This is a genomic window from Microbacterium aurantiacum (assembly GCF_021654035.1).
Classification (GTDB): domain Bacteria; phylum Actinomycetota; class Actinomycetes; order Actinomycetales; family Microbacteriaceae; genus Microbacterium; species Microbacterium aurantiacum.
The window spans coordinates 1,012,742-1,036,220 of record NZ_JAJPDW010000001.1; the positions used below are offsets into that span (position 1 = coordinate 1,012,742).

The window sequence follows — 23,479 nt, forward strand, 5'->3', positions numbered from 1 at the left end:
CTCAGACCGTGGCTGTCCCCTCTGCCAGGCGGCGGGTGAAGTAGGCCGAGAGGGGGTCGGCGACGTAGTCGTCGAAGGGCGCGCACGCGGTGAAACCCTCGCTGGCGTAGAGCGCCCGAGCGGCGGTGAAGTCCGCGCCCGACCCCGTTTCGAGCCACAGGCTCTGCAGTCCACGGGCTCGCGCCTCCGCGAGGATGTGCCGGACGAGCGCGCGTCCGACGCCCCGACCGAGGAACCGCGCCTCCACGCGCATCGACTTCACTTCCCCGCGTGCGGCGTCGAGTGTCTTCAGTGCGCCGACGCCGGCGAGCTCCCCGTCGACGTACGCGGCCCAGACCGTGATGGAGGGGGCCCGCAGAGCCTCGACGTCCAGCACGTGGCAGCTGTCCCCCGGAGTCTGCGCGCGCATCTCCGCCTGGTGGCGGGCGAGGAGGTCCCGCGTCGCGGACGAGCTGAGGTCGTCGACGACGATCGTCGGTGTCGGCATCCGTTCAGCGTCCCACAGCACTGTTTCGCCCGCATGACGTGCGGGCGGCCCTGACGGGCGGATGCGTCAGCCCTCGACGGCGAAGGGTGCGGGATCCCTCGGTGCGCGGGATCCCCACGCGAGGAGCGCGAGCCCGGCGCCGAGTACGGTGAGACCGACGATCGCCAGGACCGACAGCCGCTCGTCGAGGACGACGATGCCGAGGACCGCAGCGGTCAGCGGTTCCCCCAGGGTGAGGGTCGCCGCCGTCGCAGCCGTGAGCCCGCTGAGGCCCCACGTGAACAGCACGTACGCGACCGAGATCGTCGCAAGGCCGAGCCACAGCGCCATCACGAGTCCGGCGGGCGTCTGCATCCAAGCCAGATCGACGAACGGCACGGCGAGGACGCTCACCGCCGCCGAGCTCGCCCCCATCGCGCCGACGACGGTGAAGGGGTCCCACCCGGTGTCCAGCAGTCGACGCTGGGCGTTCGCGATGACGGCGAAGGACGCCCCGGCCCCGATCGAGCCGAGGAGGCCGAGCCCGTCGGTGCCGCCCGCCCCTCCCGCCGATCCGCCGAAGCCGAGGAGGACGACGCCGGCGGTGGCGAGCGCGGTCGCGGCCATCCACGTCGTGGTCGGCATCCGTCGGGTCAGCGCCCATTCGAGGAGCCCCGCGAGGATCGGCGCCGACCCGAGGGCCACGACGGTGCCGACGGCGACGCCGTTGCGCTCGGTGCCGAGGAAGAACAGCGGCTGGTACAGGGCCAGGCAGAGGCCGGTGAGGACCATGAGCGAAAGCGGACGGATGCCGAGCGGCGGACGCGGGGCGGGGGAGCGCCGCGCGTGCCGGGCGGCGAGGAGGAAGGCCAGGAGCGCCAGCCCCGTGCCGCCGATCACCATCCGCATGACGCCGATCGACAGCGGAGTGGTCCCAGACGGACCGAGCGCCTGGGATGTTCCGGTGGTTCCGAAGAGCATCGCGGCGGCGAGGATGGCGATGACATGCACCGCTCCTTTCTACTGCCCCCACGGCATCGGCACCGTCGCCGGTAGAGTGGTTCGGTGAACGTCCGACTCCACGACAGCAGCACGCAGAGCGTGCGCGCCTTCGTTCCGGCCGATCCGCGACACGTGACGATGTACGTGTGCGGGCCGACCGTGCAGTCCGGACCCCACATCGGACACCTCCGCGGAGCGCTCGCCTTCGACCTCCTGCGCCGCTGGCTCACCCACCGTTTCGGTCGGGTGACGTATGTCCGCAACGTCACCGACATCGACGACAAGGTCCTCCAGAACGCCACCGCCGACGAGCCGTGGTGGGCGCTGGCCTACCGGGTCGAGCGGGAGTTCACCGCCGCCTACGAGACCATCGGCATCCTTCCGCCGACGTACGAACCGCGCGCCACCGCGTCGATCCCACAGATGATCGAGCTCATCGAGCGACTCATCGCGCGAGGCCACGCCTACCCCGCCGAGGGTAGCGTGTACTTCGACGTGCGCTCGTGGTCCGAGTACGGCATGCTCACCAATCAGCGTCCCGACGCGATGGACTCCTCACCCGACACCGACGCGGGCAAACGCGACCCGCTCGACTTCGCGCTGTGGAAGGCTGCGAAGCCCGGCGAGCCTGGCGACGCCCGCTGGGATTCGCCGTGGGGAGCGGGCCGACCGGGCTGGCACATCGAGTGCTCCGCCATGTCGCGGCGCTACCTCGGGCCCGAGTTCGACCTCCACGGCGGCGGGCTGGACCTGCGCTTCCCGCACCACGAGAACGAGCGCGCGCAGTCGACGGCTGCCGGCGACGGCTTCGCCCGATACTGGGTGCACAACGGTCTGGTGACCGTCGAGGGGCAGAAGATGTCGAAGTCGATCGGCAACGTCATCCTCGCCGCCGACCTCCTCGCCGAGCGCGACCCGCTGGTCGTGCGCTACGCCCTCGCGGCCGCGCACTACCGGTCGAACCTCGACGTCTCCGCGAAGGGGCTCGACGAGGCGGAGGCCGCCCTCGGGCGGATACGCGGGTTCGTCGAACGCGCGACCCGGTTCGCCGATGGGCGGGGATCGGATGCCGCACCCTCGCTGCCGGACGCCTTCGTCGCGGCGCTGGACGACGACCTCGGAGTGCCGCAGGCGCTCGCGGTCGTCCACGACACGGTCCGCGCCGGGAATGCGGCCGTCGATGCGGGCGAGACGGATGCCGCCGTCGCGGCGCTCGGGCAGGTGAGCGCGATGACGGCGATCCTCGGGCTCGACCCTCGCGACCCGCAGTGGCGGACCGCCGACACCTCCGTCGAGCAGGAGGCGCTCGACGTCCTCGTGCAGACGATGATCGACCAGCGCGCCCGTGCGCGCGCGGACAAGGACTGGGCGAGTGCCGATCGGATCCGCGATGCCATCGCGGCCGCCGGCATCACCCTCGAAGACGGTCCCGCCGGGACCCATTGGAGTGTAGGACATGGCTAAGCCAGGGCGCTCCGGCGCGAGCAAGGGCAACAAGAAGGGCCCCACGAAGGGCACGGGAGGACTCGGTCGGAAGGCCCTCGAGGGCAAGGGACCGACGCCGAAGGCCGAAGACCGCGCCTGGCACGTCGCCGGCAAGCGGAAGGCCGCCGCCGAGCGTTATGCCGCGGCGGGCGGGAAGGGCAAGCCCGGCGGCAAGCCGAGCGGGCAGAGCACACGCGGGCAGAAGGCCAAGAGCGCCGACGACACCGAGACGGTCACCGGTCGCAACTCGGTGCTCGAGGCGCTCCGCGCCAAGATCCCGGCGACCGCGTTCTACATCGCCCAGCGCGTGGAGATGGACGACCGCGTCAAGGAGATGCTCTCGATCGCCACCCACCGCGGCATCCCGGTGCTCGAGGTCACCCGGCCCGAGCTCGACCGGATGGCCGGCTTCGACGGGGTGCACCAGGGCGTCGCCCTCAAGGTGCCGCCCTACGAGTACGCCCACCCGCAGGATCTGCTCGAGAAGGTCGTCCACTCGAACCGCACGCCGCTGTTCGTGGCCCTCGACGGCGTCACGGACCCGCGGAACCTCGGGGCGATCATCCGCTCGACCGGTGCGTTCGGCGGACACGGCATCATCCTGCCGCAGCGCCGGTCCGCCAGCGTCAACAGCGCGGCGTGGAAGACCAGCGCCGGCGCCGCCGCCCGCATCCCCGTCGCACTGGCGGCCAACCTCACCGCGACGCTGAAGGACTTCAAGAAGCAGGGCGTGTTCGTCCTCGGTCTCGCCGGCGACGGGGACGTCTCGCTGCCGGCCCTGGAGCTCGCCGACCGCCCGGTGGTCATCGTCGTCGGTTCCGAGGGCAAGGGCCTGTCACGACTCGTCGCCGAGACGTGCGATCAGATCGTGTCGATCCCTATCGACGCGGCCACCGAGTCGCTCAACGCCGGGATCGCGGCATCCGTCGCGCTGTATCAGGTGTCGACGCTGCGGGCGGCGCCGAGCGAGAGCTGATGCCGCCGCGCCGCGCGAGGGAATGCCCTCCCGCCCGCGGCGGTTTCACGACGCGATCCCTCTGACGATCCTCGAGGAAAGGACCTCTCCCATGGCACGCATCGCCGTCATCGGTGGCACCGGATACGCCGGGAGCCACATCGTGGCCGAAGCCGTCTCGCGCGGACACACCGTCGCCTCCGTGGCACGCTCCGTCCCCGCCGAGCGCATCGAGGGGGCCACGTACGTCGAGGGCACCATCCTCGACGTGCCGGGCCTCGTGACGGAGCTGGAGGGTGTCGACGTCGTGGTGTCGACCGTCGCTGCGCGCGGCGACATGCTCGGCAACGTCCGGCAGAACATCGCCGCCCTGGTCGACCGTCTCCCCGGCACCGTCCGGATCGGCGTGATCGGCGGCGCGGGCGGCAGCCTCATCGCCCCCGGCGGCGCGCGCCTCATCGATCAGCCGTCCTTCACCGAGGAGTACAAGCCCGAGGCTCTCGAGGCCATCGGCATCCTCGAGGACCTGCAGGCGGACGACCGCGGCCACGACTGGTTCTACGTCCACCCCGCGGGCGGATTCGGCGCCTGGAACCCCGGCGAGCGCACCGGGAGCTACCGCGACGGCGGCGACGTCCTGGTGACGGATGCCGATGGTGAGTCGTTCATCTCCGGCGCCGACCTCGCCGTGGCCGTGATCGACGAGATCGAGAACCCGCGCCACTCCCGCGAGCGGTTCACGGTCGGGTACTGACCCGCGCGGGCGCAGGCCCGGAGGTCAGACGAGGTCGCGCCAGTCGATGTCGTCGTCCTCGTCGACCACCGGGACGGCGGAGGTGACGACGGGGAGCGACATCGTCTCGGTCGAGGGCCCCATGAGGGTCGCCTCATCGCGCCGGTGGCGCAGCACGTCGTCGATGTAGCTCGTCAGCACTTCGGCGAGGGGGACGGAGCGCCCACGGGTCTGCGACATGTACCAGCGGTGCTCGAGCACCTGGTGGAAGACCTCGGCGGGCTCCAGCTTCGCGCGCAGATCGAACGGGATCGCCAGCACCACCGGCTCGAAGACGCGGGTCAGCCACTCGTGCGCGGCCATCTCCTCGTCGGCTCCGAGGCGGGAGATGCGCGCGCGGAACTCGTCCAGGTCGTTCAGCAGGCGCCGTGCCTGGTTCTCCTCGACGTCGAGGCCGGTCAGGCGCAGGAGGCGTCGTTGGTGGTGTCCGGCGTCGACGACCTTGGGCTGGATCGACACGCGTGTGCCGTCGGGGGTCGTCGTGATCGACATCTCACCGATGTCGAAGCCGATGGAGTTGAGCTTCTGGACGCGCTCGGTGAGGCGCCACGCCTCGTCCGAGCCGAAGGTCTCGGTGTCGGTGAGGGCGGCCCACAGCGAGTGGTACGACGACATGATGCCGTCGGCGATCGCCACGGCGTCGACGCCGCCCTCGAGCCGCCCACCCGCCTCGAGGTCCATGATCTCGCCGGCGATGTTCGTGCGCGCGACGTCGAGGTCGTGCGCACGTTGGCCGTCGGTCAGGCCGGTCTCGTGGAGTTCGCCGGTCTCGGCGTCGACGAGGTAGGCCGCGAAGGCGCCCGCGTCGCGGCGGAAGAGGGTGTTCGACAGGGACACGTCACCCCAGAAGAACCCGACGTTGTGCAGGCGGACGAGGAGGACGGCGAGGGCGTCGACGAGGCGCGTGGCGGTGTCGGGGCGCAGGATCTGGGTGAACAGGGCGCGGTAGGGGAGCGAGAACTTCAGGTGCGCCGTCACCAGCGCCGCCGGGAGCGGCGTGCCGTCGGCATCCGTCCGCCCGGCGATCACGGCGACGCGTTCCACGCACGGAGCGTCGAGTCGGGAGAGATTGCCGAGCATGTCGTACTCGCGGCGGGCCATCTCCTCGGTCGTCTCCTTGATCGCCACGACGCGACCGGAGAGATTGGCGAAGCGCACCAGGTGACGGGAGAGACCCTTGGGGAGGAAGACGATGTGATGCGAGGGCCAGTCCGCGAGCGGCGTCGACCAGGGGAGGGCGAGCAGACCCGGATCCACGGAGCTCGCGGTGATGCGCAGTGCGTCGGACATCGGACTCCCGGATGGCGAGGCGGGCGGAAACGGCTGCGGCGCAGAGGGCCGGTAAGACCCTCCGCGCCGCAGTGACGATGTTAGTTGCCCGAGATCACCGGAGCGTCGTTGAGGCGCTCGCCGGTCTCCATGTCGAACGCGTGGACGTGACCGGCGGTCGCCGCGAGGGTGACCGTGTCGCCGGCGTTCGGGTGGCGACGGCCGTCGACGCGCGCGACGATGTCGGTGCGCTTGCCGTTGATGTCGGTGTGGCCGTAGAGGTAGCCGTCCGCGCCGAGCTCCTCGACGAGGTCGACGGTGACCGAGAGGCCCTTGCCGTCGGCGGGGCCGACGACGATGTCCTCGGGGCGGACACCGACGGTGACCTCGCTGCCGTGGGCACGGCCCACGGTGTCGCGGTCGAGCGGCACGACCTCCGAGCCGAACATGACGCCACCGTCGGCGAGGCTCGACGGGAACAGGTTCATCGCGGGCGAGCCGATGAAGCCGGCGACGAAGACGTTGTTCGGGCGCTCGTACAGGTCGCGCGGGCTGCCGACCTGCTGCAGGATGCCGTCCTTGAGGACCGCGATGCGGTCACCCATGGTGAGGGCCTCGGTCTGGTCGTGCGTGACGTAGACGGTGGTGACGCCCAGGCGGCGCTGGAGCGAGGCGATCTGCGTACGCGTCTGGACGCGGAGCTTGGCGTCGAGGTTCGACAGCGGCTCGTCCATGAGGAAGACCTGGGGCTGACGCACGATCGCGCGACCCATCGCCACGCGCTGGCGCTGACCACCCGAGAGGGCCTTCGGCTTGCGGGTGAGGTACTGCTCGAGGTCGAGGAGCTTGGCGGCCTCGAGGACGCGGGAGGCGCGCTCCTCCTTGCCGACACCGGCGATCTTGAGGGCGAAGCCCATGTTCTCGGCCACGGTCATGTGCGGGTACAGCGCGTAGTTCTGGAAGACCATCGCGATGTCGCGGTCCTTCGGGGGCACGTCGGTGACGTCGCGGTCGCCGATGAGGATGCGGCCCGAGTTGACCTCCTCGAGGCCGGCGAGCATGCGCAGCGACGTGGACTTGCCGCAACCGGAGGGGCCGACCAGGACGAGGAACTCGCCGTCGCCCACTTCGAGGTTGAGCTTGTCGACGGCGGCGCGGGTGCCGCCGGGGTACAGACGGGTTGCGTTGTCGAATGTGACGGACGCCATTGTTCTCTTCTCCTTCACCGGCAGGTACGTGCCGGACGATCCGTAGTGATGGAATGAGCGGGGTGTGGCCCGCGCGCCCTTCGTCGGACGCTTCGCTCAGTATGCCACGGACGGCTCCGGGGGCGGTACGGCGGACGTGGATGGGGTGTCTGGTCATTTCCCAGACTGGATCGTTAGCATCTTCCTCGGCCGCGAAACGCCCCCGTTCGCCGCCTGCCGGATGCCCGGCCACACGTCTTGCGAGAGGTTCCATGTCGAGCGACGAAACCCCGAACGCTCCTGCGCCCCGCGACCGCCGAGATGCGGTGCGCGAGAAGGCCCAGCAGGTGCGGGTCCGCCAATCCCGTGCGCGCATCGCGCGTTCGGTGGCTCTGGCGTCGGTGGTCGTCGCGGTCGTGGCCGCCGGCGCGGTCGGTGTGACGTACGCGGTGTCCTCGTCGGCATCCAAGCCGCTCCTCAGCCCGGAGAACGTCTCGGGAGACGGCTTCACGGTCTCGGCCGTCGCCGGAGTGAGCATGGTGGCCGAGGATGCCGGAGTCGCCGACGCCCTCGCCGGTGAGGCGACCGCATCTCCGACCCCGGAGGCGGAGGAGACCGCCGAGCCGACGCCGGAGCCCACGGCGCGTCCGGCCGTCGACATCCGCATGTACGTCGACTACCTCTCCACCGGATCGCGCGAGTTCCAGCTCGCCAACGTCCAGCAGCTGTCGCAGTGGGTGGACGAGGGTGCGGCCGAGCTCACCTACTACCCGGTCGCCATGCTCACGGCGAAGTCCAACGGCACCAAGTACTCCCTGCGCGCGGCCGGTGCGGCCGCGTGCGTCGCGACCCACTCGCCCGACGCCCTCTTCGCCTTCAACCACGCGTTGCTGAGCGATCAGCCGAACGTCGACGAGGACGGCTACACCGACACCGAGATCGCCGACATCGCCCAGGCATCCGGGGTCGAGAGCCCCGCGGTGGTCCGCGAGTGCATCGAGGAGCAGGCGTTCGTCTCGTGGGCGAACTCCGCCACCGAGCGCGCGCTGAAGGGCCTGCCCGACACCGACGGCGTCGCGCTGACCGGAACCCCCACGATCCTCGTCAACGGCACGCCCTACGTCGGCGCCCTCACCGACCCGAAGGAGTTCTCGCAGTTCGTTCTCACGGTCGCGAGCGACACCTACTACCGCGAGGCGGCGACGCCGAGCCCCACCCCGACGCCGACGAGCACGCCGACGTCCTGACGCGGACCGCTCCGCGGGCGCCGGTACACTGGGCGTTCTGCCGACGTGGCGCAATTGGTAGCGCACCCGACTTGTAATCGGGCGGTTACGGGTTCAAGTCCCGTCGTCGGCTCGATGACCGCACGGATGCCGGACCCGGCTGTGTCACGGTTCGCCGGCGCCCTCGCCCTCGGCGGCGCCGTGCTCGTGGGCGTTCTCACCGCCCTGCAGGCGCGGGTCAACGGACAGCTCGGCGTCCGGTTCGAGGACGGATTCGTCGCCGCCGCAGTGTCGTTCTCCTCCGGACTCGTCCTCGTCGTCGCGGTGTGCCTGCTGCTTCCCGCCGGCCGTGCGGGACTCCGCCGCCTCGGCGCCGCGGTGCGGGCGCACGCGGTCCCGTGGTGGATGTTCGCCGGCGGTGCGGCCGGCGCCTTCTCGGTCGCGACCCAGGGGCTCACGGTCGGCATCATCGGGGTGGCCCTGTACACGGTCGGTTCGGTGGCCGGAGGGACGGTCGCCGGTCTCGTCCTCGACCGCGTCGGCTACGCGCCGGGCGGGGTGATGGCCGTGACGGTGCCGCGCCTGATCGGCGGCGCGCTCGCGGTGGGCGCGGTGGCGCTGGCGCTGACCGGGCCGGCGCTGCGCGGCATCCCCTGGTGGATGCCGGTGCTGCCGTTCTTCGTCGGCGCGGGGATCGCGTGGCAACAGGCGACGAACGGCCGGCTGCGCCAGCGGATCGACTCGGCGCTGGTGGCGACGCTGGTGAACTTCGCCGGGGGCACCCTGCTGCTCCTCGTCGTCGCCGGCGTCCACGTCGCCCTCAGCGGCCCGCCCGCACCGGCGCCGACGGAGGTGTGGGTCTACGTCGGTGGCGCGCTCGGGGTCGCCTACATCTTCCTGTCGGCGGCGATCGTCCAGAGGACGGGGGTCCTGCTGCTGGGCCTCGGCGTCGTGGTCGGCCAGCTCGTGTCGTCGCTGCTGATCGACCTGGTGTGGCCGGCGCCGGGAACCCCGGGAACAGCCGAAGGGGCCTTCATGATCGCGCTCGCGCTCGCCTCGGTGGCGGTGGCGACGGCGCGACCGCGGCGTCGACGTCGGCGCTGACGATCAGCGGGCGCCCGGCATCCGACCGACGAAGGCCGTGGGGTCGATGGTCTTCCGGTGGGACGACCGTGCCTTCTCGGGCTTCCCGCCCACGTACAGCCAGCCGAGGAGCACCTCGTTCTTGCGCAGCCCATGGGCCTTGGCCACCTTCTTCGACCGGGTGTGCTCGCCGGTGCGCCAGAAGACGCCCCATCCGGCGTCGTCCAGCAGCAGGCTCAGCAGGTGGGCGACGCCGGACGCGACGGCCTCCTGCTCCCACCGCGGCACCTTGCTCTTGCGGTAGGCGGCGACGACGGCGATCACGACCGGGGCGCGCATCGCCTTGGACGAGACGCCCTTCTTCCCGTCGGCCTTGTTCAGCGCGCGCCCCAGGATCGCCCGATCCTCGCCGCGCATCTCGATGAGCCGCCACGGGCGGAGGGACGAGTGATCGGCGACCCGTCCCGCGGCGGTGACGAGGTCGAGCAGCTCCGCGGAGTCGGGAGCGGCGTCGGTGACCTTGGAGCAGGAGCGCCGCGCGAGCGCCGCCTCGCGGACTCCGGTCATGCGGAGGGTTCGGGCGTGAAGTTCAGCGAGATCGAGTTCATGCAGTAGCGGTCACCGGTCGGCGTCCCGAACCCGTCGGGGAAGACGTGGCCGAGGTGCGATCCGCACGCGGCGCAGCGGACCTCGGTGCGCACCATCCCGTGGCTGTTGTCCTCGATCAGCTCGACCGCCTCGGGGCGGATCGACTCGTAGAAGCTCGGCCATCCGCAGTGGGAGTCGAACTTGGTGCCGCTCTTGAACAGCTCGGCGTTGCACGCCGCACAGGTGTAGAGCCCGGCGCGGCTCTCATCGAGAAGCTCTCCGGTCCACGGGCGCTCGGTGCCCGCTTCGCGCAGCACGGCGTACTGCTCGGGGGTCAGTTCGGCGCGCCACTGGTCGTCGTTCTTGTCTACGGCGTAGCTCATGGATCCTCCGTGCCTCCTTCGCGGCGCAGGGCGCGGCCGCGATCGTTCCTATTCAACCGTGCCCCGGGGGCGCGTGTTCCCGTGTGACTGGACGTCCGCCGGGAGAATGGGCGCATGGATGCCGAGCCCGTCGACGCTGCGCCCGCGGAGAGCGTCGAGGTCGCGGCGGTACAGGAGCGGTACGCGCGGTTCGCCCGCGAGGAGGCACCCGCGCGGTCGGCGCTGTACGCCGCGTGGGCGTCGGGGGTGGCCGAGGACCCGGGCATCGCCGGCATCCTGGCCCGCATCCCCGCCGTCCGTCGGCAGCCGCCCCTGGTGTTCGCGGTCTCCCGGCTTCTCGGTGCTCCGCTCGCGGGCTTCGCCGAGTGGGCGGGGTGGGTCCGAGCCCACGCGGAGGCGCTCGTCGAGGAGACCGGCCGCAGGAGCCTGCAGACCAACGAGCCCCTCCGGTGCGCGGCGCTCCTCCCCGCCCTGGCGCTCATCGACGGCCCCGTGGCGCTCCTCGAGCTCGGCGCGAGTGCGGGTCTCTGCCTGTACCCCGACCGCTACTCCTATCGGTACGACCGGGACGGTGAGACGATCGCCGTCGATCCCGTCGGGGGCGCCTCGCGCGTCGTCCTGCGCTCGGAGCTGGAAGGAGATCTCCGGCTCCGGATGCCGCGCGTCGGCTGGCGCGGCGGCATCGACCTCGCCCCGCGCGATGCGGCCGATCCGGAGGATCGCCGCTTCCTCGAGACGCTCGTGTGGCCGGGGGAGGAGGGGCGGGCCGCCCGCATCCGTGCGGCACTGGACATCGCCCGCGACGACCCTCTGACCCTGCTGCGCGGCGACGCGTCGGATCCGGCGGTCCTCGCCCGCGCGGTATCCCTGGTGCCCGAGGAGCTGACGCTCGTGGTGACCACTCCGGGCGTCCTCCCGCACGTGCCGCGCGCCGGACGGGAGCGCATCGTCGAGACCCTCTCGCGCGGCGAGATCGCCGGGCGGCCGCTGCGCTGGATCACGATCGATCCGCGCGAGCTCCACGGTGCGTGGCGAGGGCCGGTGTCGGCCGAGGCGGAGGGATTCGTCCTCGCCCTCGACGCGGAACCGCTCGCGACGGTCGATCCGCTCGGCGCACGCGTGGTGTGGCACCGCGGTTCCGGAGCGCCCCGGGGTTAGCGTGAGGGGGTGCCCCTCACCGACACCGACCGCGCCCTGCTCGATTTCGAGTCGCAGTGGCAGCGGCACGGCGGAGCCAAGGAGGAGGCGATCCGCGCGGAGCTCGCCCTGACGCCGGCGCGGTACTACCAGCTCCTCGGGCGCCTCATCGACACGGCGGAGGCGCAGGCGTACGACCCGATGCTCGTCAAGCGCCTGCGGCGGCTCCGCGAGGAGCGGCTGCGCGACCGCGCGGCTCGGGTCCGTCTCGGCTGACCGGCGCTTCGGGCCTCACGGACCCGGGCCGGTAGCATCGTCTGGTGCCGAAGAACCGATACCCGAAGGATCGCTTCGACGACGTCCCCTCCTCTGGGCGCGTCGGCGCGCACCGCGCTGAGAACCCGCGCATGCGCGCCGGCGCCGTTCTGCTCTGGTCGGCGGTCGCGACGATCATCCTGATCGTCCTCGGCATCTTCGGGAGTCTCCTGCTCTCCGGTCGCATCGAGCTGTTCCCCGCCGAGGCGGAACCGGTGCCGACCGCGACCGCCCCCGCGGTGGAGCCCGTCGTCGACACGGCCTACCAGGTGCTGATCCTCAACGCCACGGATGCCGCGGGCCTGGCGACGCAGACGAAGGATGCCGTCGTCGCGGCCGGATGGGCGGCGGACGACGTGCTCGCGAGCGAGGCCGGGTCGACCGACTTCCCCGAGACCACCGTCTACTACGTGGCACCCGAGGACGAGGCGGCGGCGGCGGGTCTGGCCGACGTCATCGGCGGCGCGCGCACCGAGCAGAGCGACGCGTATCCGTCGGCGGATCCGGAGCGTTCGCAGCTCACGATCGTCCTGGGCGTGGACCGCACCGGTGGCGGGGAACCGGCTCCCGACGCCCCCTGAGCGTTCCCGGTGTTTCGGCCCGGTAAACACTTCGGTTCCCCCGTGTCAATAAGTGCCCTCCGGCCCCGTTTCGCGCCCCTCGGCGTGCATACGATGACGCTGTCCCACCAGCAGCAGGAGAGAACAGCATGACCCAGGGCACCGTAAAATGGTTCAACGCCGAGAAGGGCTTCGGCTTCATCACGGTCACGGACGGACAGGACGTCTTCGTCCACTACTCCAACATCGACATGACCGGCTTCCGCGTCCTGGAGGAGGGCCAGACCGTCGAGTTCACGGTTGGTTCCGGCCAGAAGGGTCCGCAGGCGGAGTCCGTGCGCGTCGTCGCCTGACCGGGCCCGTCGCTCGGGTCGGTGGCTTGCACTCGTGGGGGTCGAGTGCCAGAATGATTTAGCACTCCGCTTCGTTGAGTGCTAAATCCGTAAGCCACCGTCCTGGGAGGACGAAACCCACATGGCAAAGATCATCGCTTTCGATGAGGAGGCCCGTCGTGGCCTCGAGCGCGGCCTGAACATCCTGGCCGACGCGGTCAAGGTCACCCTGGGCCCCCGCGGCCGCAACGTCGTTCTCGAGAAGAAGTGGGGCGCCCCCACGATCACGAACGACGGCGTCTCGATCGCCAAGGAGATCGAGCTGGACGACCCGTACGAGAAGATCGGCGCGGAGCTCGTCAAGGAGGTCGCCAAGAAGACCGACGACGTCGCCGGTGACGGAACCACCACCGCGACCGTCCTCGCTCAGGCGCTCGTGCGCGAGGGCCTGCGCAACGTCGCGGCCGGTGCCGACCCCATCAGCCTCAAGCGCGGCATCGAGAAGGCCGTTGCGGCCATCACGGCCGAGCTTCTCGACGGCGCCAAGGAGGTCGAGTCGAAGGAGCAGATCGCCGCGACCGCGTCGATCTCCGCCGCAGACCCCGAGATCGGCCAGCTCATCGCCGAGGCGATCGACAAGGTCGGCAAGGAGGGTGTGGTCACCGTCGAGGAGTCCAACACCTTCGGCACCGAGCTGGAGCTCACCGAGGGTATGCGCTTCGACAAGGGCTACCTGAACCCCTACTTCGTCACCGACCCCGAGCGTCAGGAAGCGGTCTTCGAGGACCCCTACATCCTGATCGCCAACCAGAAGATCTCGAACATCAAGGACCTTCTGCCCATCGTCGACAAGGTGATCCAGGACGGCAAGGAGCTCCTGATCATCGCCGAGGACGTCGAGGGTGAGGCGCTGGCGACCCTGGTGCTCAACAAGATCCGCGGCATCTTCAAGTCGGCAGCCGTCAAGGCCCCCGGCTTCGGCGACCGTCGCAAGGCGCAGCTGCAGGACATCGCGATCCTCACCGGCGGCCAGGTCATCACCGAAGAGGTAGGCCTCAAGCTCGAGAACGCGACGCTGGACCTCCTCGGTCGTGCCCGCAAGGTCATCATCACCAAGGACGAGACCACCATCGTCGAGGGCGCCGGCGACGCCGGTCAGATCGAGGGTCGGGTCACCCAGATCCGTCGTGAGATCGACAACACCGACAGCGACTACGACCGCGAGAAGCTCCAGGAGCGTCTCGCGAAGCTCGCCGGTGGCGTGGCCGTCATCAAGGCCGGCGCGGCGACCGAGGTCGAGCTCAAGGAGCGCAAGCACCGCATCGAGGACGCCGTCCGCAACGCGAAGGCGGCCGTCGAAGAGGGTATCGTCCCCGGTGGTGGCGTCGCGCTCATCCAGTCGGGCAAGAAGGCGCTGGACAGCCTCGAGCTGACCGGTGACGAGGCGACCGGTGCGAACATCGTGCGCGTCGCGATCGAGGCCCCGCTCAAGCAGATCGCGCTGAACGCCGGTCTCGAGCCCGGTGTCGTGGCCAACAAGGTCGCGGACCTGCCCGCCGGCCACGGCCTGAACGCCGCCTCGGGCGAGTACGGTGACCTGTTCGCACAGGGCATCATCGACCCGGCCAAGGTCACCCGCTCGGCGCTGCAGAACGCCGCGTCCATCGCCGGCCTGTTCCTCACCACCGAGGCCGTCGTCGCCGACAAGCCGGAGAAGGTCGCCGCTCCCGCGGGCGACCCGACCGGTGGGATGGATTTCTGATCCCGAGGATCGGATAGCAGTTCCTGTAAGACAGAAGCGCCCCTCCTTCGGGAGGGGCGCTTCTGCGTGTCAGCGGAAGAGTCCCGCCGTCGCCATCTCGGTCTCGGCGTACTGGCGACCGGCGGCGCCGAGGGCCGCGCTGATGCCCGCGAGGGCCTCCTCGACGTGGCGCTGGGTGACCCGCCACTGCTCGGCGGCGCCGTGGAAGGCGACGGCGGCGGAGCCGGTCCACGTGGACTGCAGGTTCGTGAGCTGCGCCATCATCGCGGTCGACTCCGCCTGGAGGCGTTCGATCGTTCCGCGCACGGCGGCGGACTGGGCGATGACGGCGTCGCTGTCAACGGCGAAGACGGCCATGGAATTCTCCTTCTGTCGTGGGAAGAGCCCTCAGGCTAGGTCCGACGCCCCGGCCCCCGGTGGCGCATCCCGGCGTCTGTGCAGAGGGCCGCGGCATCCGTCATCTGGGGAGGAGGGGCGCGGGTCCGCTCCCGGCGCCGGCGGATACGATCGGCGGCATGGCCTTCGACGGACTGGACCCCGACGCCCCGCGCTTCTATGAGGAGCTCGCCGCAGACAACACCCGCGAATGGTGGATCGCGAACAAAGCGCGCTACGACGCCGTCGTCCGCGGTCCGTTCGAAGCCCTCGCCGCCGAGCTCGAGCCGGAGTTCGGGCAGCTGAAGATCTTCCGGCCGAACCGCGACGTCCGCTTCAGCGCCGACAAATCGCCGTACAAACTCCACATCGGCATGGTCTCGCTCGCCCCGGTCGCGTTCTACCTGCAGCTCTCGGCGACGGGGATGCTCGTGGGCGGCGGCGCGTACGACGTCCCGCCCGCGGCGCTCGCGCGGTTCCGCGAGCTCGTCGACGACGACCGGCGCGGACCGGAGGTGGAGGGCCTTCTCTCGGCGCTCGCCGAGGACGACCTCGTGCCGATGAGCGAGGACGCCCTCCGCACCGCTCCTCGGGGATATCCGATCGATCATCCCCGGATCGGTCTGCTGCGGCTGAAGCACCTCGCCGTCGGCCGCACCGAGCCGCTCGCGGACTGGATGTGGGCCCCGGAGGTGTTCGACATCGTCAGCGACGCGTGGCGAGGGGTGGGGATGTGGAACGGCTGGCTCGCCGAGAACCTCGGGGACCTTCTGATCCGTCCCGATCGCGAGCGCCCCGGTCAGCGCTGACGATCAGTCGCCGTCGAGGAGGGCCAGGAGCCGCGTCGTGGTGTTCCAGTTCCGGATCGTGAGGCGTTTGTAGATCGGCATCCCGATGATCCGCGTCAGCCGCGAGGACCCCGCGCGGGCTGCCACGCGGCTGAAGTAGAGCACCCCGGGTCCGCTCGCCACGCGATCGACGTCCGGATCCAGCTCCGGGAGCGCCGCGAGGAGGTCCGGTGTCGCTGCGGGTTCCTTCAGGAACAGCACGTCGCTCCGCAGGTCCGGGTCGCCGTGCCCGGGCGGGGCGGCATCGATGACGGCGGCGAGGTCGTCGCGGGAGCGGACGACGGTCATGATCGCGGTGCCGAAACGCTCCTCCAGAACCCGCTCGACATCCGCTTCGAGCGCGGGGCCGGCGACGGCATCCGTGGTGAAGAGCACGTTCCCGCTCTGGATGTACGTGCGCACGTCCGCGTAGCCCGCGTCGCGAAACGCGGACTGCAGTTCCGGCATCCGGATCAGGTTCCTGCCGCCGACGTTGATGCCCCGCAGCAGCGCGACCGCGCCGGCCATCAGAGGAGGTTCGGGATCTTCTGCTCCTCGGCGAGGTTCGCTCGACGGAACCACAGGGTGACGAACGTCGACACGATCACGATGAACAGCGAGTACAGCGCCGGCACGATGAGGATCAAGCCGATGTCGGGGCTGTTCGCGAATGTCAGCAGCACGATCGCGATGGCCAGCGGCCCGTTCTGGATGCCGGTCTCCAGGCCGATCGTGCGGGCGTTGCTGGGGTGCAGGCGGATCGCGCGCGCGAGGCCGTAGGCGATCGCGATGCCGAAGAGCCCCAGGCCGATCGCGACGACGTAGGTCTGCCAGGGCGTGGCGGTGAGGAGCGACCAGTTGCGCGGCACCCACGTGGCCATGAGGAACACGATGAAGAACAGCCCGAAGAAGCCGCCGAGGAGTTCGAGCACCGCGCCGATGTTCGCGCTGAACCGGCGCACGAGCATGCCCGCCACGACCGGGATCAGAAGCGTCGCGAGTGTCACGACGATGTTCGTGATCGGGATCTGGAGGTCGGCGCTCTCGGTGAAGATGAACGAGCCGTAGAGGGCGAGCATCAGGGGCGTGAGGACCAGCGCCCACAGCGTCGAGTTCGTCGTCATGATCACGCTCAGGGCGAGGTTGCCCTTGGAGAAGTAGGTGAAGATGTTCGACGTCGTCCCCGCCGGCACGCACCCCATGAGGAGGGCGCCGATCGCCACCGGCACGGCGTACTCGCGGGGGAGCTGGAAGAGCACCGTGATCACGAGGATGTACGACAGCAGCGGCATGATGCCGAACTGCGTCACGAGGCCGATGATCAGTCCGTACGGGCGACGGAGGGCGAGCTTGAAGTCGCGCGGCGTGAGACCGGCGCCCAGACCGAACATGATCACGAAGACGAGGCCGACCAGCAGCACCTGCTCGAACGGGGTGACGACGTCCTGTTCGTTCACGGCGGGGGGCGTCGTGGAGGCCAGGATCAGCAGCGCGTTCACGACCGGTCCTCCGGCTGGGAGCGGATGGTGGCGGTGACGGAGTCGCGGAGCTCGCGGCGGAGGATCTTCCCGATGGGGCTCTTGGGGAGCTCGTCGACGAAACGCACCGACTTCGGCACTTTGTAGCCCGCGAGCGCCTGCCGACAGTGCGCGATGACCTCGGCATCCGTCGGCGGGGGATTCTCGGCGACGATGTAAGCGCGGACCGCTTCGCCGGTGGTGTCGTCGAGGATGCCGACGACACCGACCTCGGTGACACCCGGCATCGCGGCGATGCACTCCTCGATCTCGTTCGGGTAGACGTTGAAGCCGCTGACGAGGATCATGTCCTTCTTGCGGTCGACGATGGTGAAGTAGCCCTCGTCGTCCATCTGGGCGATGTCGCCCGTGCGGAGCCATCCGTCGGTGAGGGTCGCGGCCGTCTCGTCGGGTTTCCGCCAGTAGCCGAGCATGATCTGCGGGCCTCGCGCGAGCAGCTCGCCGGGTGTGCCGACGGCAGTCTCGACGCCGTTCTCGTCGACGCAGCGGACGTCCGTGGAGGGGACCGGGATGCCGATCGAGCCGTCTTTGCCCTGCCCGCCCAGCGGGTTGAACGTCAGGACGGGCGAGGACTCGGTGAGGCCGTAGCCCTCGACGATCGGGGTGCCCGTCGCCTCCCGCCAGCGGACGGCCACCGACTCGTGCAGGGCCATCCCTCCGGCGGCCGAGGCGCGCAGGTGACGGGGCGGGCTGTCGACGAACCAGCGCTCGTTGAGCAGGGCGTTGAAGAGCGTGTTCACGCCGGTCAGCCACGTGATCTTGTAGTTCTCGAACGCCCGTTTGAGGTTGCTGGGCGGTCGCGGCGAGGGGACCAGGATGTTCCGTGCGCCGAGGTGGTAGAAGCCGAGGAGATTCACTGTGAAGGCGAACACGTGGTACAGCGGGAGGGCGGTGAGGACCACCTCGACGCCGGCGCGCATGTGGGTGCCGCACATCGTCACCATCTGCAGGGTGTTGGCGACGAGGTTGCCGTGCGAGAGCATCGCCCCCTTGGCGACGCCCGTCGTCCCGCCGGTGTACTGGAGCGCGGCGAGCGAATCGGGGCCGACGCCGGTGAGATAGTCCGCCGCGGCGGCGTCGCTCTTGCGCTTCCGGCCCTCGGCGAGGGCGGTCTGGAGGCCCGTTGTGCGGGACGGTGATCGGCGGGAGCGAGCGGTTCCAGACCTTCTGCACCATGCGGATGACCCCCGCGATGATCGGGGGGAAGAACTCCGCGATCTTCACGGTGACGACCGTGGTGATGTCGGTGGCCGGGAGGACCTCGGGGAGGCGATCGGCGAACATGTCGATCACGACGAGGGCTTTCGCGCCCGCGTCGGCGAACTGCTTCGACATCTCGGATGCCGTGTAGAGCGGGTTGGTGTTCACCAGGACGCACCCGGCCTTGAAAACCCCGAACGCGACGACCGGATAGCTGAGGCAGTTCGGCATCTGCACGGCGACCCGGTCGCCCTGGGCGAGGCCGACCACCTCGCGGAGGTACGCGGCGAAGTCGTCGGAGAGGGCGTCGACCTGGGCGTAGCTGAGCGAGCCGTTCATGCCGTTGGGCATGCACTGGGTGAACGCGGTGGTCGTGGCGTATTCGGACGCGGCGTGTCGGATCATCGCCGGGATGCTGTCGAATGCGAGGGCGCCGAGATCGGCCGCGACGCCCTCCGGATAGTGCTCGAGCCAGGGTCGTGAGGTCATCTCTGATCCTTCGGGCGGAGGACGACGGTCGACGTTCGTCGACCACACACCGACGCTGGTGTGTGGGGATCAGCTTAGTCAGACGCCTTCGGTCGGGGGAGGAGTCGTTTCCGGCAGCGGGTCGATCGGCTGGGTGTCGCGGTCGAGCTGTTCGGCGGCATCCCGCGTCTGCGAGAGGGGGAATCCGACGCGGAACGTCGCTCCGCCCCCGGGCGTGTCGCGGACGTCGACGGAGCCGTGGAACGCCTCCACGATCGACGCGACGATGGACAGTCCCAGGCCGCTCCCGCCGGTCTCGCGGGTGCGGGAGGTGTCGGCGCGCCAGAAGCGCTGGAAGATCTTGTCCTTGATCTGATCCGGGACGCCCTCGCCGTGGTCGATGATCTCGATCCAGCCGAGATCCCGCTCGGCATCCACGCCGAGGCGGAGCTCGATCGGGGAGGTCTCGGGGGTGAAGCGGCGGGCGTTCCCGAGGAGGTTCGTCACGACCTGACGGATCTTGTTCTCGTCGCCCCGGACGATGGGGGCGATCCCGGCCGGCGGGGCCTGGGTGAGCTCTTCCGCGGGGGAGACGGATGCCGGGGCGGAGGACTTCGGGCGGCGGCGCAGACGCGCGAGGGCACCCGTGCGGGCCGGGGTCTCGGCGCTGCGCTTGCCGGTCTCGGCGTCCAGCACGGGCCGGGTGATGGGCGCGGTCGGCGGCGCCTCCACCGTGGTGTCCAGCACCGCGATCGGTCGCGAGGGGGCGGCGGCGCGGACGTCGAGCGCGGCATCGCGGGCGATGGGACGGAGGTCCACGTCGGTGATGACGACGTCGCGGCGTTCGTCCAGGCGCGCGAGGGCGAGGAGATCCTCGACGAGGAGACCCATGCGGATCGCCTCCTTCTCGATCCGCTCCATCGACTGGGCGATCTCGTCGTCGCCGCGGATGGCGCCCATGCGGTACAGCTCGGCGTACCCGCGGACGGTCACGAGCGGCGTGCGCAGCTCATGGCTGGCGTCGCCGATGAACCGGCGCATCTGCTGCACCGTCGAGTCGCGCTGGGCCAGAGCGCCGTCCACGCGGCTCAGCATCGCGTTGAGGGCCGCCTTCAGGCGTCCGACCTCGGTCGTGCGCGGTTCGACGTCGGTCATGCGGAGGCTGAGGTCGCCCGCCGCGATGGCGTCGGCGGTCGCCTCGACCTGGCCGAGGCTGCGGAACGTGAGGGTCACGAGGGCCCGGGTGAGCACGGCCCCGCCGATGATGATGAGGAAGGCGAGGATGCTGTAGATGGCGAGGTAGTTCGCCACGACCGCGTTGGTCGGCGCGAGGGGCTGCACGACCATCTGCGTGTAGCTGTCGCGGACACCGCTGATCTCGATGAAACCCACTCCGGCGAGGTAGGAGGGGCCGCCGTCGGTGTTCTCCAGCGTGAACGGCTCGGAGAGGTTCCGGTAGGTGTCATCGAGGGTGAACTCGCTCGGGAAGTCCGGCTCGACGAGGCCTCCGCCGCCGGCGGTGGACTGCAGCACGCCGTCGGCGTCGTAGATCGCCACGAAGTAGGTCGTCGCCGCCGGGGTCGCGGCGCGCCGCGTGAACGTCGGGACACCGTCCTCCACCGTGATCTGGAACAGCGGGCTGGTGACGTCGGTGGCCGCCAGCTGCGTCAGCTGGGTCTTCACGCTCGTGACGAGGCTCTCCCGGAGGAAGGCCATCGTCCCGATCCCGGCGGCGAAGAGGCCCACGACGAGGAGGGCGACCGTGACGCCGGTGACCTTCGCGCGCAGACTCGTGCCGCGCCACCAGCGGGTGACGGCATCCGGGTGGCTGGACAGGAGGTTCCTTCGCGGTGGTGCGGGCGGCGGGCGCGGCGGCGGGTCAGGCCGTCTTGCCGGCCTTCAGCATGTAACCGAAGCCGCGCTTGGTCTGGATGAGCGGCTCCGAGGAGTGCGGGTCGATCTTCCGGCGCAGGTACGAGATGTAGCTCTCCACGATGCCGGCGTCGCCGTTGAAGTCGTACTCCCACACGTGGTCGAGGATCTGCGCTTTGCTCAGCACGCGGTTGGGGTTGAGCATGAGATAGCGCAGCAGCTTGAACTCGGTGGGGCTGAGGTCGATGCTCACGTCGCCCACCTGCACGTCGTGGGTGTCCTGATCCATCGTGAGCTCGCCCGCACGGATGACCGACTCCTCGTCGGCCTGCATCGTGCGGCGGAGGATTGCCTGGATGCGCGCGACGATCTCGTCGAGGCTGAACGGCTTGGTGACGTAGTCGTCGCCGCCGGCGTTGAGCCCGGTGATCTTGTCCTCGGTCTCGTCCTTGGCGGTGAGGAACAGGATCGGGGCCGTGTATCCGGCGCCGCGGAGGCGCTTGGTCACGCTGAACCCGTTCATGTCGGGGAGCATGACGTCCAGCACGATGAGGTCGGGTTCCTCCTCGAGCACGGCCGAGATCGTCTGGGCGCCGTTGCTGACGGCCCTGACCTGGTACCCCGCGAAGCGGAGGCTCTGGATGAGCAGGTCGCGGATGTTCGGCTCGTCGTCCACAACGAGGATGCGCGGTGCGGTCATACGGCCCATTATTGTCAGGCTTTGGCCGCCGCGTCTGGATATCGGCCGGTACGGCGCCTCGCGCATAGCGAACACCGATGATCCGTTCAGGTCCGCCGCGGCATCCGTCCCGTGCGCGCGGATGCCGCCGTCAGGCCGCGCTGAGGGTCTCGGCGTCGATGATCGTGTAGGCGTAGCCCTGCTCGGCGAGGAAACGCTGGCGGTTCTGCGCATAGTCCTGATCGACCGTGTCGCGGGCGATGAGCGTGTAGAAGCTCGCCGTGTGGCCGGACTGCTTGGGGCGCAGGAGCCGCCCGAGCCGCTGGGCCTCCTCCTGGCGCGACCCGAACGAGCCCGACACCTGGATGGCGACGGATGCCTCGGGGAGGTCGATCGAGAAGTTGGCGACCTTGCTCACCACGAGCACTGAGATCTCGCCCTCGCGGAACGCCTGGTACAGCTCGGAGCGTTCGTCGACGGGGGTCTGTCCGGTGATCTTCGGTGCGTTCAGCGCCTCGGCGAGGACGTCGATCTGGTCGAGGTACTGGCCGATGATGAGGATGCGCTCGCCGGCGTGACGGTCGACGAGGCTTCGCACCACGTCGATCTTGGCCGGTGCGGTCGCGGCGAGGCGGTAGCGCTCCTCGTCGGCGGATGCGGCGTACTCGAGCCGGTCGTCAACGGGGAGGTCCACGCGCACCTCGTAGCAGACGGCGGGGGAGATGAAGCCCTGCGCCTCGATCTCCTTCCACGGGGCGTCGAAGCGCTTGGGGCCGATGAGGCTGAACACGTCGCCCTCGCGGCCGTCCTCGCGCACGAGCGTCGCGGTGAGGCCGAGGCGCCGACGCGCCTGGAGGTCGGCGGTGAGCTTGAACACCGGCGCGGGGAGGAGGTGGACCTCGTCGTAGACGATGAGGCCCCAGTCGAGCGCATCGAGGAGCGCGAGGTGGGCGTACTCGCCCTTCCGCTTCGCCGTGAGGATCTGGTAGGTCGCGATGGTGACCGGCTTGATCTCCTTCGACGCCCCGGAGTACTCGCCGATCTCCTCGGGGGTGAGGCTCGTGCGCTTGAGGAGCTCGTCGCGCCACTGCCGGGCGCTGACGGTGTTGGTCACGAGGATGAGGGTCGTCGTCTTCGTCTCGGCCATGGCCCCCGCGCCCACGAGCGTCTTCCCGGCACCGCAGGGGAGGACCACGACGCCCGACCCGCCCTCGCGGAAGGTGTCCACCGCGTGCCGCTGGTACGGCCGCAGCTCCCACCCGGTCTCGGCGAGGTCGATGGGGTGCGGCGTTCCGGGCGTGTAGCCGGCGAGGTCTTCGGCGGGCCAGCCGATCTTCAGCAGCTCCTGCTTGATCTGCCCGCGCGCCCACGCGTCCACGAGGAACGAGTCCGGGGTCGGGCGGCCGATCAGCAGGGGCTGGATGCGCTTGTTCTTCGACACTTCGGCGAGCACCGCGGCATCCGTCGAGCGGAGGACGAGGTCGCCGCCCGAGCCGTCGTCGTCCACGGGGGTGCGCTCGATGACGAGCCGTCCGTACCGGCCGACGGTCTCGCGGATGTCGATCGACACCGACGGCGGGACAGGGAAGCGCGAGAACCGGTCGAGGGTGGCGAGCATGTCGTCGGCCTCGTGACCGGCCGCGCGGGCGTTCCACAGGCCCAGGCGCGTGATGCGGTAGGTGTGGATGTGCTCGGGGGCGCGCTCGAGTTCGGCGAAGATCGCCAATTCGTGCCGTGCCGTTTCGGCGTCGGGGTGTGCCACTTCCAGCAGCACGGTGCGATCGCTCTGCACGATGAGGGGTCCGTCAGCCATAACGTGCCAGTCTACCGGCGGTGCGGCGGTGCGGCGGTGCGACTCCGCGCCGTGGGCGGCTGGCCGCTCGGGGACAGGCGATCCGGCGAGAACAGGCACTTTCGCGCCGCATTCTCCTGTTTCCAGCGGATCGCCTGTTCCGGTGCGAAGAGGCGAGCGGGCGG

Annotated in this window: 23 protein-coding genes, 1 tRNA gene and 3 pseudogenes; 12 read left to right on the forward strand and 15 right to left on the reverse strand. The window is 70.2% G+C overall.

From position 1 onward, the window contains the following. Nucleotide 1 precedes the first annotated feature (1 nt). A complete protein-coding gene (locus LTL01_RS04895) occupies nt 2-487 on the reverse strand; it encodes a GNAT family N-acetyltransferase (protein ID WP_053548008.1) in 486 nt (161 codons plus the stop codon). 66 nt (nt 488-553) lie between these two features. After that, complete coding sequence (locus LTL01_RS04900) at nt 554-1,477, reverse strand: DMT family transporter (RefSeq protein ID WP_231717981.1); 924 nt, start codon at nt 1,475-1,477, stop codon at nt 554-556. Between the two features lie 54 nt (nt 1,478-1,531). On the opposite strand from LTL01_RS04900, the gene cysS reads away from it, so the two are divergent. From cysS to LTL01_RS04915, 3 genes and pseudogenes are all read left to right on the forward strand, one after another. Beyond that, entirely contained in the window at nt 1,532-2,932 is a 1,401-nt protein-coding gene (cysS, locus tag LTL01_RS04905; protein WP_236967618.1) for a cysteine--tRNA ligase, read from the forward strand. A gap of 256 nt (nt 2,933-3,188) precedes the next feature. Beyond that, nucleotides 3,189-3,929 (forward strand): annotated as a pseudogene (gene rlmB / locus LTL01_RS04910) (23S rRNA (guanosine(2251)-2'-O)-methyltransferase RlmB); the annotation flags it as partial. A 91-nt stretch (nt 3,930-4,020) separates the two neighbouring features. Then, nucleotides 4,021-4,662, forward strand: a complete 642-nt coding sequence (locus tag LTL01_RS04915) for an NAD(P)-dependent oxidoreductase (protein WP_236967620.1) — start codon at nt 4,021-4,023, stop codon at nt 4,660-4,662. 24 nt (nt 4,663-4,686) lie between these two features. Here the strand turns inward: LTL01_RS04915 and LTL01_RS04920 are convergent, their stop codons facing one another. Together LTL01_RS04920 and LTL01_RS04925 are read right to left on the reverse strand one after the other, a co-directional pair. Beyond that, nucleotides 4,687-5,991, reverse strand: a complete 1,305-nt coding sequence (locus LTL01_RS04920; protein ID WP_053547910.1) for a DUF4032 domain-containing protein — start codon at nt 5,989-5,991, stop codon at nt 4,687-4,689. Between the two features lie 80 nt (nt 5,992-6,071). After that, complete coding sequence (locus tag LTL01_RS04925) at nt 6,072-7,178, reverse strand: ABC transporter ATP-binding protein (protein WP_053547911.1); 1,107 nt, start codon at nt 7,176-7,178, stop codon at nt 6,072-6,074. A 251-nt stretch (nt 7,179-7,429) separates the two neighbouring features. Here LTL01_RS04925 and LTL01_RS04930 point away from each other — a divergent pair, with 251 nt between their 5' ends. From LTL01_RS04930 to LTL01_RS04940, 3 genes are all read left to right on the forward strand, one after another. Beyond that, nucleotides 7,430-8,404 (forward strand): DsbA family protein, encoded by a 975-nt coding sequence (locus LTL01_RS04930; RefSeq protein ID WP_053547912.1) that lies wholly within the window; start codon nt 7,430-7,432, stop codon nt 8,402-8,404. 39 nt (nt 8,405-8,443) lie between these two features. Beyond that, nucleotides 8,444-8,516: transfer RNA gene (locus LTL01_RS04935), tRNA-Thr, on the forward strand. Nucleotides 8,517-8,530: 14 nt separating this feature from the next. Then, the gene (locus LTL01_RS04940; RefSeq protein WP_053548010.1) at nt 8,531-9,487 is read left to right on the forward strand and encodes a DMT family transporter; all 957 of its coding nucleotides are present in this window, start codon (nt 8,531-8,533) and stop codon (nt 9,485-9,487) included. Between the two features lie 3 nt (nt 9,488-9,490). Here the strand turns inward: LTL01_RS04940 and LTL01_RS04945 are convergent, their stop codons facing one another. Continuing rightward, nucleotides 9,491-10,033, reverse strand: coding sequence for a nitroreductase family protein (locus LTL01_RS04945; RefSeq protein WP_053547913.1), 543 nt, complete (start codon nt 10,031-10,033; stop codon nt 9,491-9,493). Then, nucleotides 10,030-10,437: a peptide-methionine (R)-S-oxide reductase MsrB gene (msrB, locus tag LTL01_RS04950; protein ID WP_053547914.1), complete on the reverse strand. Its 408-nt coding sequence runs from the start codon at nt 10,435-10,437 to the stop codon at nt 10,030-10,032. Before msrB ends, LTL01_RS04945 begins: the two co-directional genes overlap by 4 nt. Nucleotides 10,438-10,551: 114 nt before the next feature. Between msrB and LTL01_RS04955 the strand changes: the two genes are divergently transcribed. From LTL01_RS04955 to groL, 5 genes are all read left to right on the forward strand, one after another. After that, the gene (locus tag LTL01_RS04955; protein ID WP_236967621.1) at nt 10,552-11,595 is read left to right on the forward strand and encodes a DUF2332 domain-containing protein; all 1,044 of its coding nucleotides are present in this window, start codon (nt 10,552-10,554) and stop codon (nt 11,593-11,595) included. A gap of 9 nt (nt 11,596-11,604) precedes the next feature. Then, nucleotides 11,605-11,850 (forward strand): DUF3263 domain-containing protein, encoded by a 246-nt coding sequence (locus LTL01_RS04960; protein WP_053547916.1) that lies wholly within the window; start codon nt 11,605-11,607, stop codon nt 11,848-11,850. A 44-nt stretch (nt 11,851-11,894) separates the two neighbouring features. Then, a complete protein-coding gene (locus LTL01_RS04965) occupies nt 11,895-12,470 on the forward strand; it encodes a LytR C-terminal domain-containing protein (protein ID WP_236967622.1) in 576 nt (191 codons plus the stop codon). A 128-nt stretch (nt 12,471-12,598) separates the two neighbouring features. After that, entirely contained in the window at nt 12,599-12,802 is a 204-nt protein-coding gene (locus LTL01_RS04970; RefSeq protein ID WP_053547918.1) for a cold-shock protein, read from the forward strand. A gap of 121 nt (nt 12,803-12,923) precedes the next feature. Next, nucleotides 12,924-14,543, forward strand: coding sequence for a chaperonin GroEL (gene groL, locus LTL01_RS04975; RefSeq protein WP_236967623.1), 1,620 nt, complete (start codon nt 12,924-12,926; stop codon nt 14,541-14,543). Between the two features lie 69 nt (nt 14,544-14,612). Here groL and LTL01_RS04980 read toward each other — a convergent pair whose 3' ends face one another. Then, nucleotides 14,613-14,900 carry a WXG100 family type VII secretion target gene (locus LTL01_RS04980; protein WP_053547920.1) on the reverse strand — a complete coding sequence of 96 codons (288 nt, stop codon included), beginning with the start codon at nt 14,898-14,900 and terminating at the stop codon, nt 14,613-14,615. A 158-nt stretch (nt 14,901-15,058) separates the two neighbouring features. Here LTL01_RS04980 and LTL01_RS04985 point away from each other — a divergent pair, with 158 nt between their 5' ends. Then, complete coding sequence (locus LTL01_RS04985; RefSeq protein ID WP_064319429.1) at nt 15,059-15,727, forward strand: DUF2461 domain-containing protein; 669 nt, start codon at nt 15,059-15,061, stop codon at nt 15,725-15,727. A gap of 3 nt (nt 15,728-15,730) precedes the next feature. Here LTL01_RS04985 and LTL01_RS04990 read toward each other — a convergent pair whose 3' ends face one another. The 8 genes and pseudogenes from LTL01_RS04990 to LTL01_RS05025 form a co-directional block, all read right to left on the reverse strand. Then, nucleotides 15,731-16,273, reverse strand: a complete 543-nt coding sequence (locus LTL01_RS04990; protein ID WP_236967624.1) for a DUF1697 domain-containing protein — start codon at nt 16,271-16,273, stop codon at nt 15,731-15,733. Further along, nucleotides 16,273-17,244, reverse strand: a complete 972-nt coding sequence (locus LTL01_RS04995; protein WP_197272988.1) for a bile acid:sodium symporter family protein — start codon at nt 17,242-17,244, stop codon at nt 16,273-16,275. The genes LTL01_RS04990 and LTL01_RS04995 overlap by 1 nt, the downstream gene beginning before the upstream one ends. Further along, nucleotides 17,241-17,696, reverse strand: a complete 456-nt coding sequence (locus LTL01_RS05000) for an AMP-binding enzyme (RefSeq protein WP_372461299.1) — start codon at nt 17,694-17,696, stop codon at nt 17,241-17,243. The genes LTL01_RS04995 and LTL01_RS05000 overlap by 4 nt, the downstream gene beginning before the upstream one ends. Further along, nucleotides 17,694-18,335: pseudogene (locus LTL01_RS05005) on the reverse strand (AMP-binding protein); the annotation flags it as partial. The gene LTL01_RS05000 and the pseudogene LTL01_RS05005, both read right to left, overlap by 3 nt. A gap of 244 nt (nt 18,336-18,579) precedes the next feature. Next, nucleotides 18,580-18,972: pseudogene (locus LTL01_RS14920) on the reverse strand (AMP-binding protein); the annotation flags it as partial. A gap of 78 nt (nt 18,973-19,050) precedes the next feature. Beyond that, entirely contained in the window at nt 19,051-20,667 is a 1,617-nt protein-coding gene (locus LTL01_RS05015; protein WP_236967734.1) for a sensor histidine kinase, read from the reverse strand. 163 nt (nt 20,668-20,830) lie between these two features. Further along, nucleotides 20,831-21,523 (reverse strand): response regulator transcription factor, encoded by a 693-nt coding sequence (locus tag LTL01_RS05020; protein WP_236967626.1) that lies wholly within the window; start codon nt 21,521-21,523, stop codon nt 20,831-20,833. A gap of 130 nt (nt 21,524-21,653) precedes the next feature. Then, on the reverse strand, nt 21,654-23,315 hold the full coding sequence (locus tag LTL01_RS05025; protein ID WP_236967627.1) for a DNA repair helicase XPB: 1,662 nt from the start codon (nt 23,313-23,315) through the stop codon (nt 21,654-21,656). Nucleotides 23,316-23,479: the final 164 nt, after the last annotated feature.